General features: G+C 66.8%; 13 protein-coding genes. All 13 read right to left on the reverse strand.

Features of this window, described 5'->3' with window-relative positions; all coding sequences use genetic code 11:
* Nucleotides 1–85 precede the first annotated feature (85 nt).
* The 13 genes from dnaE to murC all read right to left on the reverse strand — a co-directional run bounded on the left by dnaE (nt 86) and on the right by murC (nt 13603).
* Entirely contained in the window at nt 86–3604 is a 3519-nt protein-coding gene (dnaE, locus tag MRBLMI13_RS06425; RefSeq protein ID WP_042538419.1) for a DNA polymerase III subunit alpha, read from the reverse strand.
* Between the two features lie 70 nt (nt 3605–3674).
* Nucleotides 3675–4487 carry a hypothetical protein gene (locus tag MRBLMI13_RS06430; RefSeq protein WP_367819659.1) on the reverse strand — a complete coding sequence of 271 codons (813 nt, stop codon included), beginning with the start codon at nt 4485–4487 and terminating at the stop codon, nt 3675–3677.
* 313 nt (nt 4488–4800) lie between these two features.
* Nucleotides 4801–5385, reverse strand: coding sequence for an RNA polymerase sigma factor (locus tag MRBLMI13_RS06435; RefSeq protein ID WP_367819657.1), 585 nt, complete (start codon nt 5383–5385; stop codon nt 4801–4803).
* A 31-nt stretch (nt 5386–5416) separates the two neighbouring features.
* Nucleotides 5417–6016, reverse strand: a complete 600-nt coding sequence (locus MRBLMI13_RS06440; RefSeq protein WP_367819656.1) for a GNAT family N-acetyltransferase — start codon at nt 6014–6016, stop codon at nt 5417–5419.
* A gap of 43 nt (nt 6017–6059) precedes the next feature.
* Nucleotides 6060–6980 carry an RluA family pseudouridine synthase gene (locus MRBLMI13_RS06445; RefSeq protein ID WP_367819654.1) on the reverse strand — a complete coding sequence of 307 codons (921 nt, stop codon included), beginning with the start codon at nt 6978–6980 and terminating at the stop codon, nt 6060–6062.
* 2 nt (nt 6981–6982) lie between these two features.
* Nucleotides 6983–7633, reverse strand: a complete 651-nt coding sequence (lspA, locus tag MRBLMI13_RS06450; RefSeq protein ID WP_367819652.1) for a signal peptidase II — start codon at nt 7631–7633, stop codon at nt 6983–6985.
* A 9-nt stretch (nt 7634–7642) separates the two neighbouring features.
* Nucleotides 7643–8248 carry a DivIVA domain-containing protein gene (locus MRBLMI13_RS06455; protein WP_367819650.1) on the reverse strand — a complete coding sequence of 202 codons (606 nt, stop codon included), beginning with the start codon at nt 8246–8248 and terminating at the stop codon, nt 7643–7645.
* A 155-nt stretch (nt 8249–8403) separates the two neighbouring features.
* Nucleotides 8404–8703 (reverse strand): YggT family protein, encoded by a 300-nt coding sequence (locus MRBLMI13_RS06460; protein ID WP_042538428.1) that lies wholly within the window; start codon nt 8701–8703, stop codon nt 8404–8406.
* 3 nt (nt 8704–8706) lie between these two features.
* Nucleotides 8707–9183, reverse strand: coding sequence for a cell division protein SepF (locus MRBLMI13_RS06465; RefSeq protein ID WP_042538430.1), 477 nt, complete (start codon nt 9181–9183; stop codon nt 8707–8709).
* Between the two features lie 42 nt (nt 9184–9225).
* Nucleotides 9226–9930 carry a YggS family pyridoxal phosphate-dependent enzyme gene (locus MRBLMI13_RS06470; RefSeq protein ID WP_309689553.1) on the reverse strand — a complete coding sequence of 235 codons (705 nt, stop codon included), beginning with the start codon at nt 9928–9930 and terminating at the stop codon, nt 9226–9228.
* Nucleotides 9927–11078 carry a cell division protein FtsZ gene (ftsZ, locus tag MRBLMI13_RS06475; RefSeq protein ID WP_042538433.1) on the reverse strand — a complete coding sequence of 384 codons (1152 nt, stop codon included), beginning with the start codon at nt 11076–11078 and terminating at the stop codon, nt 9927–9929. Before ftsZ ends, MRBLMI13_RS06470 begins: the two co-directional genes overlap by 4 nt.
* A gap of 176 nt (nt 11079–11254) precedes the next feature.
* Entirely contained in the window at nt 11255–12202 is a 948-nt protein-coding gene (locus MRBLMI13_RS06480; protein WP_079113085.1) for an FtsQ-type POTRA domain-containing protein, read from the reverse strand.
* Nucleotides 12203–12205: 3 nt separating this feature from the next.
* The gene (gene murC, locus MRBLMI13_RS06485) at nt 12206–13603 is read right to left on the reverse strand and encodes a UDP-N-acetylmuramate--L-alanine ligase (RefSeq protein WP_042538435.1); all 1398 of its coding nucleotides are present in this window, start codon (nt 13601–13603) and stop codon (nt 12206–12208) included.
* Nucleotides 13604–13648 lie beyond the last annotated feature (45 nt).

Raw genomic sequence — 13648 nt, forward strand, 5'->3', positions numbered from 1 at the left:
GCCTCTGCGTCATGCACCCGAACGCGTCCCGATACTACCCGGTGCATCCGTGAGGACCCCTCGGGCAGCAGCGCTTCGCTGATGCTCAGCCCAGGCAGGTCGGGCCGAGCAGAGATTTGAGATCGCCGAACAGATCGGCGGAGACCTTGACCGGCATCGGCACGTCGAAGACCTTCGCCGTGCCGCCGCGATGCACGCGCAACACCACTTCGGTGTCGCCGTTGTGGCGTCGCAGCACCTCTGCGAGCTCGGTCATCACCCGCTCGGTCGCCCTCTGCTCCGCCAGGACGAGCGAGAGGGGGCCCGCGGCGTCGAAGGAGCCGACATCCGGCGCGAAGGCCGACTGCGCATGCAGGTTGAGTCCGTCATCGCGCTTCGACACCCGTCCGCGCACCGCGAGGATGGAGTCCTGCTGCAGGATGTGCTGGAACTCGGTGTAGGTCTTGCCCATGAACATGACCGTCACCTCGCCGTTGAAGTCCTCGACCGTGATCATGCCGTACGGGTTTCCGCTGGCCTTCGCGACACGGTGCTGGACGCTCGTCACGAGACCGGCGACCGTGACCTGCTCGCCGTCCTGCATGTCGTCGGAGTTGATGAGGTTGTGGATCGAGATCGACGCGTGCTTGGCGAGCGGCACTTCGAGCCCCGCCAGGGGGTGGTCGGAGACGTAGAGCCCGAGCATCTCTCGCTCGAACGCGAGTTTGTCCTTCTTGATCCACTCCGGTCGCGCCGGGACCTTGGCAGGCGCCGCCTCTTCCATGTCGTCGTACAGGCTGTCGAAGTCGAAGCCGATCGCGCCCTGCGCCTCGTTCCGCTTGCGATCCACAGCCGCCTCGACGGCATCCTCGTGGATCTCGAGAAGGGCTCGGCGGGAGTCCCCCATCGAGTCGAATGCACCGGCCTTGATCAGCGATTCGACCGTGCGCTTGTTCGAGACATGCAGCGGCACCTTCTCGAGGAAGTGATGGAACGAGGTGAATCGCTCGTCCTTGCGCGCCGCGATGATGCCCTCGACCACGTTGCTGCCGACGTTGCGGACGGCACCCAACCCGAAGCGGATGTCGTCGCCGACGGCGGCGAAGTACTTGATCGACTCCGAGACATCGGGTGGGAGCACCTTGATGCCCATTCGACGGCACTCGTTGAGGTACAGCGCCATCTTGTCCTTCGAGTCGCCGACACTGGTGAGCAGCGCGGCCATGTACTCGGCGGGATAGTGGGCCTTGAGATAGGCGGTCCAGTACGAGACGACGCCGTAGGCCGCCGAGTGCGCTTTGTTGAAGGCGTAGTCCGAGAACGGAAGCAGGATCTCCCAGATCGCGTTGACGGCTCCGTCGGAGTACCCGTTCGCGTGCATACCCGCCTGGAAGCCCGCGAACTGCTTGTCGAGCTCTGACTTCTTCTTCTTGCCCATCGCTCGGCGGAGGATGTCGGCCTGTCCGAGCGAGAACCCGGCCACACGCTGTGCGATGGCCATCACCTGCTCCTGGTAGATGATCAGGCCGTAGGACTCGTCGAGGATGTCGGCGAGCGACTCGGTGAACTCCGGATGGATCGGCGTGATGGGCTGCTGACCGTTCTTTCGCAGCGCATAGTTCGTGTGCGAGTTCGCGCCCATGGGCCCTGGACGGTAGAGCGCGATGAGTGCCGAGATGTCACCGAAGTTGTCCGGGCGCATCAGTCGCATGAGCGATCGCATCGGACCGCCGTCGAGCTGGAAGACTCCGAGCGATTCGCCGCGGCCGAGCAGATCGTAGGCCCCGCGGTCGTCGAGCGCGAGGTGTTCGAGGTCGAGCTCTTCACCGCGGTTGGTGCGGATGTTGTCGAGCGCGTCCGAGATGATCGTCAGGTTGCGGAGCCCGAGGAAGTCCATCTTGATCAGGCCGAGCGACTCGCACGAGGGGTAGTCGAACTGCGTGACGATCTGGCCGTCCTGCTCGCGGCGCATGATCGGGATGATGTCGATCAACGGCTCGGACGACATGATCACGCCCGCGGCGTGCACGCCCCACTGGCGCTTCAGACCCTCGAGGCCGAGTGCGCGGTCGAAGACCGTCTTCGCCTCCGGGTCGGTCTCGATGAGAGCGCGGAACTCGCTCGCCTCTTTGTAGCGGGGGTGCGCCGAGTCGAACATTCCGTCGAGGGGCATGTCCTTGCCCATCACGGGCGGCGGCATCGCCTTGGTCAGCCGCTCCCCCATGCTGAACGGGAAGCCGAGCACGCGGCCGGCATCCTTCAGCGCCTGCTTGGACTTGATCGTGCCGTACGTGACGATCTGGGCGACCCGCTCGGATCCGTACTTCCTGGTCACGTAGTCGATGACCTCGCCGCGGCGCCGGTCATCGAAGTCGACGTCGAAGTCGGGCATCGAGACGCGGTCGGGGTTCAGGAACCGCTCGAAGATGAGGCCGTGCTCGAGCGGATCGAGATCGGTGATCTTCATGGCGTAGGCGACCATGGAACCGGCACCGGACCCACGGCCCGGCCCCACACGGATGCCGTTGTCCTTGGCCCAGTTGATGAAGTCGGCGACGACGAGGAAGTAGCCGGGGAACCCCATCTGCAGGATGATGCCGGTCTCGTACTCGGCCTGCTTGCGCACCTTGTCGGGGATCCCGTTCGGATACCGGTAGTGGAGGCCGGCCTCGACCTCCTTGACGAGCCAGCTGTCTTCGGTCTCTCCGTCCGGCACCGGGAAGCGCGGCATGTAGTTGGCCGCCGTGTTGAACTCGACTTCGCAGCGTTCGGCGATGAGCAGCGTGTTGTCGCACGCCTCGGGGTGATCGCGGAAGAGCTGGCGCATCTCGGCGGCGGTCTTGATGTAGTAGCCGTCGCCGTCGAACTTGAAGCGGTTGGGGTCGTCGAGTGTCGAGCCCGACTGCACGCACAGCAGGGCCTCGTGCGCGTCTGCCTCGTGCTGGTGCGTGTAGTGCGAATCGTTCGTGCCGACGAGCGGGATGCTGAGATCCTTCGCGAGCCGGATCAGATCGGTCATGACCCTGCGCTCGATGGAGAGACCGTGATCCATGATCTCGGCGAAGTAGTTCTCCTTGCCGAACAGGTCTTGGAACTCTGCGGCCGCGGCGCGGGCGGCGTCGTACTGACCGAGGCGCAGCCGTGTCTGGATCTCGCCCGAGGGGCAGCCTGTGGTGGCGATCAGACCCTTGCCGTAGGTCTGCAGAAGTTCGCGGTCCATGCGGGGTTTGAAGTAGTAGCCCTCCATGCTCGACAGCGAGCTGAGGCGGAACAGGTTGTGCATGCCCTGCGTGGTCTCGCTCCACATCGTCATGTGCGTGTAAGCACCGGACCCCGAGACGTCGTCGCTCTTCTGATCCGGGGATCCCCACTGCACCCGGGTCTTGTCACTGCGATGCGTGCCGGGCGTGACGTATGCCTCGAGTCCGATGATCGGCTTGACCCCTGCCGCGTTGGCCGCCTTGTAGAACTCGAAGGCCGCGAAGGTGTTCCCGTGGTCGGTCACCGCGATGGCCGGCATCTCGTAGTCGGCCGCCGCCTGGGTCATCGCCGCGATCTTCGCCGCCCCGTCGAGCATCGAGTACTCGCTGTGCACGTGCAGGTGGACGAAGGAGTCGGATGCCATGGTTCGAGTCTACTTTCGGCGTGCGACATCGAAGGTCGGCGCGACCTCCCGCGCCCGCCCGTCGTCCACATCAGGGAAGCGAATCCACCACGCTCACGGTGTACACGTACCGCTCGTCCGCCATGGTGGCGGGGACCAGGGCCGAGGGAGTGTCGAGAGTCGCCGTCTTCTCATGCACGATGCCCGTGGTCGTGTCGATCGTGACAGCGCGATTCTGGATGGCTGGCTCTCCGGAGAGCGCCTCGGTCGCCGCCGAGAAGCGCAGCGTCGCGAGGTTTCCGTCGGTGGAGACGATCTCGGAGCCGGGGAGCATGCTGAGAGCCTCGTACATCGTCGCGCGCTGCGTGCTCGACCCCAGATTGTAGGACAACAGGTCGATGAGAACCCAGCCGACCTTGTAGTCCTGGTCGCCGGTGCTGGCTCCCTGGTTCTCGCGGATCCACTGGATGAGTCCCGCCGGATCCGTCGGCATCGCCGCGAAGAACGCCCCGAGACCGTAGCCTTCAGGCGTGCCCCAGGGAGCTGCCGGCCCGTCTGAGAAATAGGGCGCGCCACTCGACGACATCGACTCCTGGTGCGCCTGTGCCAGTTGCGCCGCGTCGGGTCCGAACGTATCGGTCACGGTCCAGGCCTGGTCTGTCGCATACAGCCACTGCTGCGACAGATCGGTCGGGGCGTAGCTGCTCCAGGACGACGTCCCGCGCCAGGCGTTCTGGGCGTTCGATCTGTCAGTCTGATACTGCCCGCCTTCCGGATCGGGCTGGTGATAGACGACCTGCTCCGATTGCGTGTGCAGCCGCAGGTACTGTCCTGGTGCCAGCGTCAGCCCCGTGAATGTTCGCGCCGCGGTCGCGGCGGCGCCGAATGCCTGTGCCGACGTCATCGGGGCCTGTGTCGGGGGCTCTGGCTCTGGCTCTGGCTCTGGCTCTGGCGACGACAGAGTCTGCCCCGGCTCACGTGTCGGGACTGCTTCGATCGCAGGTGTCGTCGGCTGTGTGATTCCGGTGACGACCAGAACGCCGACGACGACCGCGGCCGCGGCTCCCGCCAACGAGCCGGCAAGGACCCATCTCGGCCTGGCGGAGCGCATGGCGGCCGGACTCGTGCCTGCCGTGATCTCGCTCATCAGCCGAGCACGAGCCGCGTCGACATGCGATTCTGCATCGTCGAGGTCCGGCTTGGTCTCCTGAACCCTCTCAAACACGTCCACGGAGTTCTCCTTCCTGCTGCTTCTCGAATGCCTGGATCCTTCGCGCGGGATCCAATCGCCTGCGAACGCGATTCAGCCGCGATCGCACGGTGCCCACGGGAACCCCGAGTGCCTCTGCGATGTCGTCGTAGCTCAAGCCCTGCCAGGCGTACAGCAGCAGCGTCTCTCGATCCTTCGCGGGAAGGCCCGCGATCCTCTCTCTGAGCGCGCGCACCTCGCGCTCGGCATCCACGCGTCGCATCGCGTCGTCAAGGCCTCCGAGCGACGTCACGTTCTCACTGACTGCCGCAGCGAAAGAACGCCAGTGCCGCGCCTCGACCGCCCGGTGCCGGCGGATCAATCGCGAGGCGATGCCGAGCAGCCACGGTGCGGCCGACTCCTTGCTCAGGTCGAAATCGGCCCTGCGCCGGAAGGCGACGAGGAACGTCTCGCTGAGCACGTCCTCGGCATCATCGGAACCGACGCGGTAAGCCGCGAACGCGTTGACCGCGCGTGCATGGCGGTCGAACAGCTCGGCGAACGCCTCCGGCCGACCCAGCGACCGCCGGATGATCTCACTGTCTGTGCTCACACTATGTATTGCCCCTGCGGCGCCTTCGGGTTCACGCTTTCTTCGACCGTCTGCGCGATCCCCGCAGATCGAGGCGCATCAGCACCCGCGGAAACCCGTCGAGAGTGGATCCGGTGTCAGCGGCCCTCTCGAACCCCGCGTCCTCGAACAGTCGTCTGGTTCCGACGTAGGCCATGGTCGGATTCACCTTCTCGCCGTGATTGTCGACCGGATAGCCCTCGATCGCCGGTGCACCTTGCTGCTTCGCATGCGCGACGGCACCCTCGATCAGTGCGTGCGAGATTCCCTGCTTCCGATAGCCGGGGCGGACCCGGATGCACCACAACGACCACACCTCGAGGTCATCGACGTGCGGGATCAACCGATTGCGCGCGAAACTCGTCGCGCTGCGGGGGTGCACCGCTGCCCAGCCCACCGGCTCGTCGTCGAGATAGGCGATGACTCCGGGCGGCGGGTCCTGATGGCAGAGCTCGCGCACGCGGTCGGCACGCTGTGCGCCCCGAAGCGCGTTGTTCTCCTTGCTGCCTATGCGGTAGCTCAGGCAGAAGCATACGTTCGATGTCGGCTTCTTCGGGCCGACGAGAGTCGCCACATCGTCGAAGTCGGTCGCTGGTCGCACCTCGATGCTCATGCGCTCAGTCTGGCTCAGTCCGCCGACATCCGCCGCAGGCGATTCACTCGCCGCGCAGGATCTCCAGGGCGTGCTCGAAATCCGCGGGGTAGGGCGATTCGAACTGCACCCAGTCCTCTGTCGCCGGGTGCGCGAACGCCAGCTTGTGCGCGTGCAGCCATTGACGCGTCAGGCCGAGTCGCGCCGACATCGTCGGATCCGCGCCGTAGAGCGGATCGCCTGCACACGGATGCCGGAGAGCCGCCATGTGCACGCGGATCTGGTGCGTGCGCCCGGTCTCGAGGTGGATCTCGAGCAGCGACGCCCCCGGAAAGGCCTCGAGAGTCTCGTAGTGAGTCACCGACGGCTTGCCGTCCGGCACCACTGCGAACTTCCAGGAGTGGTTCGGATGACGGCCGATCGGGGCATCGATCGTTCCCGTCAGCGGGTCAGGATGCCCTTGAACGACCGCGTGGTAGATCTTCTCGACCGTGCGCTCCTTGAACGCGTGCTTCAAGGTCGAGTAGGCCGTCTCGCTCTTGGCCACCACCATGAGTCCGCTGGTGCCGACATCCAGACGATGCACGACGCCCTGACGCTCCGGAGCCCCACTGGTGGCCACCCGGAACCCTGCCGCGGCGAGAGCACCGACGACCGTCGGCCCCTCCCACCCGAGCGAAGGGTGGGCAGCGACGCCCGTGGGCTTGTCGACCACGACGATGTCGTCATCGTCATAGACGATTCCGAGTTCGGGAACCGCGATCGGGACGATCCGCGGCTCCTCCTTCGGCTGCCACTCCACCTCGAGCCATCCTCCACCACGCAGACGATCGGACTTGTCGAGAGTGACTCCGTCGAGGCGCACGCCGCCGGCGGAGGCGACATCGGCGGCGAAGGTGCGCGAGAAGCCCATGAGCTTCGCGAGCGCCGCGTCGACGCGTGCGCCCTCCAATCCGTCAGGAACCGGCAGGGAGCGGGACTCCACGCTCAGCGTCCGTCCGACGCCGGAGCCGGCGCATCGGGAGATGCCCCGTCCGGGCGGGCCACGTCGGGGTGCGGATCCGCGCCGGCCTCTTCGGCCAACGCTGCAGCCTCGGCTTCCTCGTCGGTCTCGACGAGCACATGGTCGCGTTCGCGGGTGCCGTCGAAACGAAGCCCGAGCACGACGAGCAGTGCGACCGAGATCATTCCGGTGACGATGAAGATGTCGGCGACGTTGAAGATCGCGGGCATCATCCACGGCATCGAGATCATGTCGACCACATGCCCCATGGGGAATCCAGGATCGCGGAAGAGACGATCGGTGAGATTGCCGAGGACTCCGCCGAGCAGGCAGCCGAGGACCACGGCCCAGAGCCGCGAGTGGAGTCCGAAGGCCTTCCACACGATAACCCCGGCGACGACCGCCAGAGCGATGGTGAAGATCCACGTGACGTCGGATCCGAGCGAGAACGCCGCACCGGGGTTGCGCACGTAGTACAGCTGAAGGAACTCACCGAGCACCGGGACCGGCTCCTGCAGTGGCAGGTTCTCCGTGGTGAGGTACTTCACAAACTGATCGGCGGCCAGCACGATCGCCGCGAGAATCGCGACGATCGCGCCGGCCGCCGACCGACGAAGGGGACGGCGTCCTGGCAAAAGGACGACCTACAGTCCGATCGCGGAGACCGGAGTCGAGTCCGTCGATGCCGACTTCTCGTCGAGATCGCGGAGCTGACCCTCGATGTAGCCGCGCAGCTGCGAGCGGTAGTCGCGCTCGAAGTTGCGGAGCTCGGTGATCCGGGCCTCGAGTGCATTGCGCTCGCGCTCGAGACGGGCCGACTCTTCGCGCTGCTTGGCCTCGGCCTCGGTGCGGATGCGGTTGACTTCGCCCTCGGCTTCGGCGATGAGCTGAGCGCGCTTGGCCTCACCCTCGGCGACGTGCTCGTCGTGCAGACGCTGCGCGAGCTCGATGATGCCGGCGGTCGCGGTGGCGGAACCCGACGGAGCGGGCTCAGCCGGCGTCTGGGCCGGAGCCGGAGCCTCTTCGACGACCGCAGCGGGCGCCTCTGCAGCGGCTGCGGGAGCGGCCGGCGCGTCGCCGGACTCGTACGCGGCCAGCTTGGCCTTGAGTTCGACGTTCTCTTCGAGGGCCTTGCGCCACTCGATGACGATCTCGTCGAGGAAGTCGTCGACCTCGTCCGGGTCGAAGCCGTCCTTGAAGCGGACGTGCTGGAACTGCTTGGTGACGACGTCATCCGGGGTAAGTGCCATGGTGGCTCCTTCGATGAGTTCGGTTGCCAGTTTTGGAGAATGGCGTGGTCGAGATTCGGCGCGAACCCGGGGCGCGCACCTGGGAGCCAAGCATAGTCCCCGAGCCTGTCAGTCGCGACGCCGCGACACCCCAGGGTGTCGAAGTCGCACAGGACTCAGATGAAGCTTCGGACGATGCTCATCAGGATCAGGACGATCAGGATGGTGATCGAGAACCCGAAATCCAGGGACAGCGAGCCGATTCGCAGAGGCGGGATGATCCGCCGGAAGAACCGGACGGGCGGATCGGTCACCGTGTAGACGAGCTCGGCAGCGACGAGTCCGGCGCCCTTGGGTCGCCATTCCCGATTGAACAGCGGGATGTAGCTCAGAATGAGACGTGCGAACAGCACCAGCAGGTACAGCAGAAGTGCCAGATGCACGATGCTGGCGACGATGGAGACGACGAACCCCACGGTCTACGACTGGTCGAAGCCCGCGGACTCTGCGTCCGCGTGCGCGATTCCCCCGTGTCCAGAGACCGCGATGTTCTCCGGCGACAGCAGGAAGACCTTCGAGGTGACCCGCTCGATGCGGCCGTAGAGGCCGAGCGAGAGCCCGGAGGCGAAGTCGATCAGACGGCGAGCGTCTGCATCGCTCATCTGCGACAGGTTGATGATGACCGGCACACCTTCACGGAAGCTCTCCGCGATGAGCTGAGCATCGCGGTACTGCTTCGGGTGCACGGTGAGGATCTCGTTCACTGCCCCTCCTGCGGGCTGGCGCACGGCGACGGGGCGCCGTAGCGGGGTCACGGGCGCCGGAGCGGGCTCCTCGCGTTCGCGGTCGCGATCACGCTCTCGGTGGGAGCGGGCCGGGGCCGGCTCCTCCTCGTAGACCTCTTCCTCGTCAGCGAGGCCGAGATACACCATGGTCTTCTTCAGCGGGTTACCCATCGTGTCCTCCGGTTCGAACGTGTCGGGTGGTCTTTTTAGAGGTTAACCCCGGTCGGGGCGGGGTCCCGTGATTGCGGACCCGATCCGCAGGTGTGTCGCGCCCGCATCGATGGCCGCGACGAAGTCCCCGGTCATTCCTGCGGATATCCAGTCGGCGGTCGGCTCGACCTCGCGCACTCTCTCGGCGATCGTGCGCAGGCGCGCGAATGCCGAGGCTGGCTCCTCGTCGAGTGGCGCGACCGCCATGACGCCACGCAGGCGCAGCGAGGGAAGCGCGAGGATGTGCTCGGCGAGCGACCGGGCGTCGTCGGGCTCGACTCCGCCCCTGCCCGCGTCATCGGTGAGGTTCACCTGGACGAGGACGTCGAGGATGTCGTCGCCCTCTGCAGCCCTGTGCAGGGCATCCGCCAGCCGGTCGCGGTCGACCGAGTGGACGGCGTCCGCGCTACGGCGGATCGCGGACGCCTTGTTGGTCTGCGCCTGGCCGATGAAGTGCCAGCGAAGATCGAGGTCGTCCAGCTCGGCTGTCTTCGAGGAGAGCTCCTGCTGACGGTTCTCCCCCACGTCGCGGACGCCGAGCGAATGCAGTTCGCGGACGAGCGACGAGGGGTGGAACTTCGTCACGACGATCCGGGTGATCTCCCCCGGATCCCTGCCGGCCAGGCGCGCGGCGTCGGCGATCCGGTGATCGATCGCCGACAGCCGCGCCGCCAGACCGGACTCGGCCTGGCCCTGCGCCTGAGTCACTTCAGGAATTCGGGGATGTCGATGTCATCATCCGCGAAAGCCGGCTCGATGCTCGTCGCCGCGACGCGCTGCTGCGCCTTCTCGGGCGCGGGCGTCTCGGCTGCGGGCTTGCTCTCCTCGTCGTTCGAGAGAGCCACCTCAGGCAGCGTGCTGGCCGCGGCCGGACGTGAGACGACCATCGGGTCCAGACGCAACGAGGGCTCGCCGCTGTCGAAGCCGGCGGCGATCACGGTGACGCGCACCTCGTCGCCGAGCGTGTCGTCGATGACCGTACCGAAGATGATGTTCGCCTCGGGGTGCGCGGCCTCCTTGACGAGATCAGCCGCATCGTGGATCTCGAAGATCCCGAGGTTCGAACCACCCTGGATCGAGAGCAGGACTCCATGAGCGCCTTCGATGCTGGCTTCGAGGAGCGGCGACTCGACGGCCAGCTCGGCGGCCTTGATCGCGCGGTCGGCGCCGCGGGCGGATCCGATTCCCATGAGAGCGGAACCCGCGCCCTGCATCACCGACTTCACGTCGGCGAAGTCGAGGTTGATGAGACCCGGGGTGGTGATGAGGTCGGTGATGCCCTGGACACCCGCGAGGAGCACCTGGTCTGCGGTAGCGAATGCCTCGATCATCGAGATGCCGCGATCGCTGATCTCGAGGAGGCGGTCGTTCGGCACCACGATGAGGGTGTCGACCTCTTCCTTGAGCTTCACCACACCGGCTTCGGCCTGGCTCTGACGACGACGACCCTCGAACGAGAACGGCTTGGTGACGACACCGATGGTCAGCGCGCCGATCGACTTCGCGATGCGAGCGACCACGGGGGCTCCACCGGTTCCGGTTCCGCCTCCCTCACCTGCCGTCACGAAGACCATGTCGGCGCCCGTGAGCGCCTGCTCGATCTCTTCGGCGTGGTCCTCGGCTGCGCGACGACCCACCTCGGGGTCTGCACCGGCGCCGAGTCCGCGGGTGAGCTCGCGGCCCACGTCGAGCTTGACGTCGGCGTCGCTCATCAGCAGCGCCTGGGCGTCGGTATTCACGGCGATGAACTCGACTCCGCGGAGACCGAGATCGATCATGCGGTTGACGGCGTTGACGCCGCCACCGCCGACGCCGACGACCTTGATCACGGCGAGGTAGTTCTGGTTCTGGCTCATGGCCGGCCTCCGAATAGTCGAACCTGTCTTAGGGGAGATTCCGCCGGGTTGAACCTTAAACCTCAACTAGAGGTGTAAAGTATTTCCCGGTATTGGTTTCTCTTGTTCGAAGGTAAGCGTCACGCACCCCTGCACTCGCAGCGACACGGGCGTGTCGCCCGTTTGCCGTCGAAACCTCAGCCGACGACCACCGCATGCGGCGAAGTGACGTCGATCGTCGACGCCTCAGGGTTGCTGAGCAGGGTCTTCGTGAGCACTTCGCTCTTCATCGGAGAGTCCTCGGAGCTGCCCCAGACGACCGTCAGGCCGCTGCTCAACGTCAAAGTCACGTCATCGGCCGTCGTCGCACTCACCCCGGTGAGCAGGGCGCGCAGGTCGGCGGGGACGGACCGCACCACGAGACCCGCGCTCTCGAAGGCCGCCGAGTCCGTGCCCCCGTCGATCTCGAGCAGAGGCTGCCCTGCCGGCTGATCGGAGGTCGTGGCGAGAGCGACGCCCGCGGCGTCTACGAGGGTGTAGCCGGCGTCCGAGCGGATGACGCCGACCGGCGTGCGCTCGACGATCCGCACCGTGAGGTCGTGAGGCGGCTTCGCCTCGAGCGCATAGGTCTCGATCAGGGGGAACGCCAGCAGAGCGGCCTTGACCTCGCTCGAGTCGACCAGGGCCAGCGGAGTGCCGACCTGCTCCCCCAGCGCCGCCTCAACTGCGGCGGCGTCCAGCGTCGTCGCGCCCAGCACCGTGATCTTCTCGACGGCGAAGAGCGGACTGTACGCGGCCGCGGTCGTTCCGCCGATCAGGAGCACGACGGCGCCGAGGGCGCTCAGCCAGATGATGCGTCGCCGACGCGACCGCTGCGTGAACCGCCGGATCTCCGCCCGCAGCGCCCTGCGGCGCGCTCTCGCAGCTCGCCATACGTCACGCGTGGACGTCGGCCGCTCCCCGACCTCCTCAGGCGCCTCCGCCCCGGCCCCGGGTGCCGGCCTCAGGGGTGCGATTCGTCCGTCGGCCCGTTCGTCATGATCGACGTCTCTCGCGCGCCCCTTCGTTCCTGCCTGCGCCCGTCGCCGAGGCGCGCCCTCCGCGAGACCCGCGGGAGGCGTCGGAAGCGGAGGCGGACGACGCACCTGTCAGACCTCGGTGGTCCGCAGCGACTCGAGCACCTGCGGGATGATCTGGTAGACATTGCCGCAGCCGAGCGTGACGACGAAGTCGCCCTCGCGGGCCACCGTCGCCGTGTAGTCAGCCGCCTGTTGCCAGTCGGCCACGAAGTGCACGTGCGAGGGGTCGCGGAACGCGCCGCTCACCAGCTCGCCGGTGACACCGGGGACAGGATCCTCCCGGGCGCCGTAGACGTCGAGCACGACCGTATGGTCGGCGTACGTCTCGAGCACGTCTGCGAACTCGCGGAACATGTGCTGCGTGCGCGAGTAGGTGTGCGGCTGCTGGATGGCGATGATCCTGCCTGAGCCGGCGATCGATCGCATCGCCTCGAGTGCCGCGCGCACCTCCGTCGGGTGGTGCGAGTAGTCGTCGTAGACCGTGACACCGCGCTCGACGCCGTGCTGCTCGAGGCGACGGACCGTGCCGGCGAACCCCTCGACGGCGCGCGCGGACTCAGCCAGACCGAAGCCCACCGAGAGGAGGACGGCGATGGCGCCTGCCGCGTTGATCGCGTTGTGCACGCCCGGCACGGCGAGCTGCAGGCGCACGCTCTCCGATCCCCGACTCACCGTAGCCGCGACGGGCCCGTCCGTCACGATGTCGGTCACTCGGACATCCGCACCCTCCGCCTGCCCGAAGGTCATGACGTTCGGGTGCGAGAGGCCCGCTCCCACGCGCAGCGCACCGGGGTCGTCACTCGAGATGACGACGGCCTCCGTCGCTGCGTCGGCGAAGCGCACGAATGCATCGTGGAACGCCTCGTCCGACCCGTAGTGGTCCAGGTGATCGGGGTCGACGTTCGTGATGAGAGCGACGGCGGTGTCGTAGAGCAGGAAGGTGCCGTCGGACTCGTCGGCCTCGATCACGAAGAGCTCACCCGACCCCGTCGCGCTGGACACGCCGAGCTGTTCGATCACGCCGCCGTTGACGAAGTTCGGGTCGGCGCCGAGCCCCTGCAGCGCGGTCACGATCATGCCGGTCGACGTCGTCTTGCCATGGGCGCCGGCGACGGAGACGAGCCGCCGCGAGCCGATCAGCCAGTGCAGCGCCTGCGAGCGGTGGATGACGTGCAGCCCGCGCTCCTTGGCGGTGACGAACTCGGGGTTCTCGGGCCAGATCGCCCCGGTGTGGACCACGGTGTCCGCGTCGCCGAGGTGGGCGGCGTCGTGCCCGACGTGCACGACGGCTCCTGCTGCCTCGAGTGCGCGGAGGTTGTCGCTGTCGGCGCGGTCGCTGCCTGAGACGCGGATGCCGGCATCGAGGAACATCTTGGCGAGTCCGCTCATGCCGGACCCGCCGATGCCGATGAAGTGCGCAGAGGAGATCGACTCGGGAATCGGGAGGGAGAGGTCAGGTCTGATCATGTCGGGTTCAGTCTACTTTTCGGTGATGACGTTGCGGCGTCGCGG

This window comes from Microbacterium sp. LMI13-1-1.1 (genome assembly GCF_040815625.1).
Taxonomy (GTDB): domain Bacteria; phylum Actinomycetota; class Actinomycetes; order Actinomycetales; family Microbacteriaceae; genus Microbacterium; species Microbacterium forte.

Bases quoted from the DNA above. Each gene is read 5' to 3' on its own strand.
- dnaE (WP_042538419.1), bottom strand. From the start codon at position 3,604: ATGGCATCCGACTCCTTCGTCCACCTGCACGTGCACAGCGAGTACTCG.
- MRBLMI13_RS06430 (WP_367819659.1), bottom strand. From the start codon at position 4,487: ATGACGTCGGCACAGGCATTCGGCGCCGCCGCGACCGCGGCGCGAACA.
- MRBLMI13_RS06440 (WP_367819656.1), bottom strand. From the start codon at position 6,016: ATGAGCATCGAGGTGCGACCAGCGACCGACTTCGACGATGTGGCGACT.
- MRBLMI13_RS06455 (WP_367819650.1), bottom strand. From the start codon at position 8,248: ATGGCACTTACCCCGGATGACGTCGTCACCAAGCAGTTCCAGCACGTC.
- MRBLMI13_RS06465 (WP_042538430.1), bottom strand. From the start codon at position 9,183: ATGGGTAACCCGCTGAAGAAGACCATGGTGTATCTCGGCCTCGCTGAC.
- ftsZ (WP_042538433.1), bottom strand. From the start codon at position 11,078: ATGAGCCAGAACCAGAACTACCTCGCCGTGATCAAGGTCGTCGGCGTC.
- murC (WP_042538435.1), bottom strand. From the start codon at position 13,603: ATGATCAGACCTGACCTCTCCCTCCCGATTCCCGAGTCGATCTCCTCT.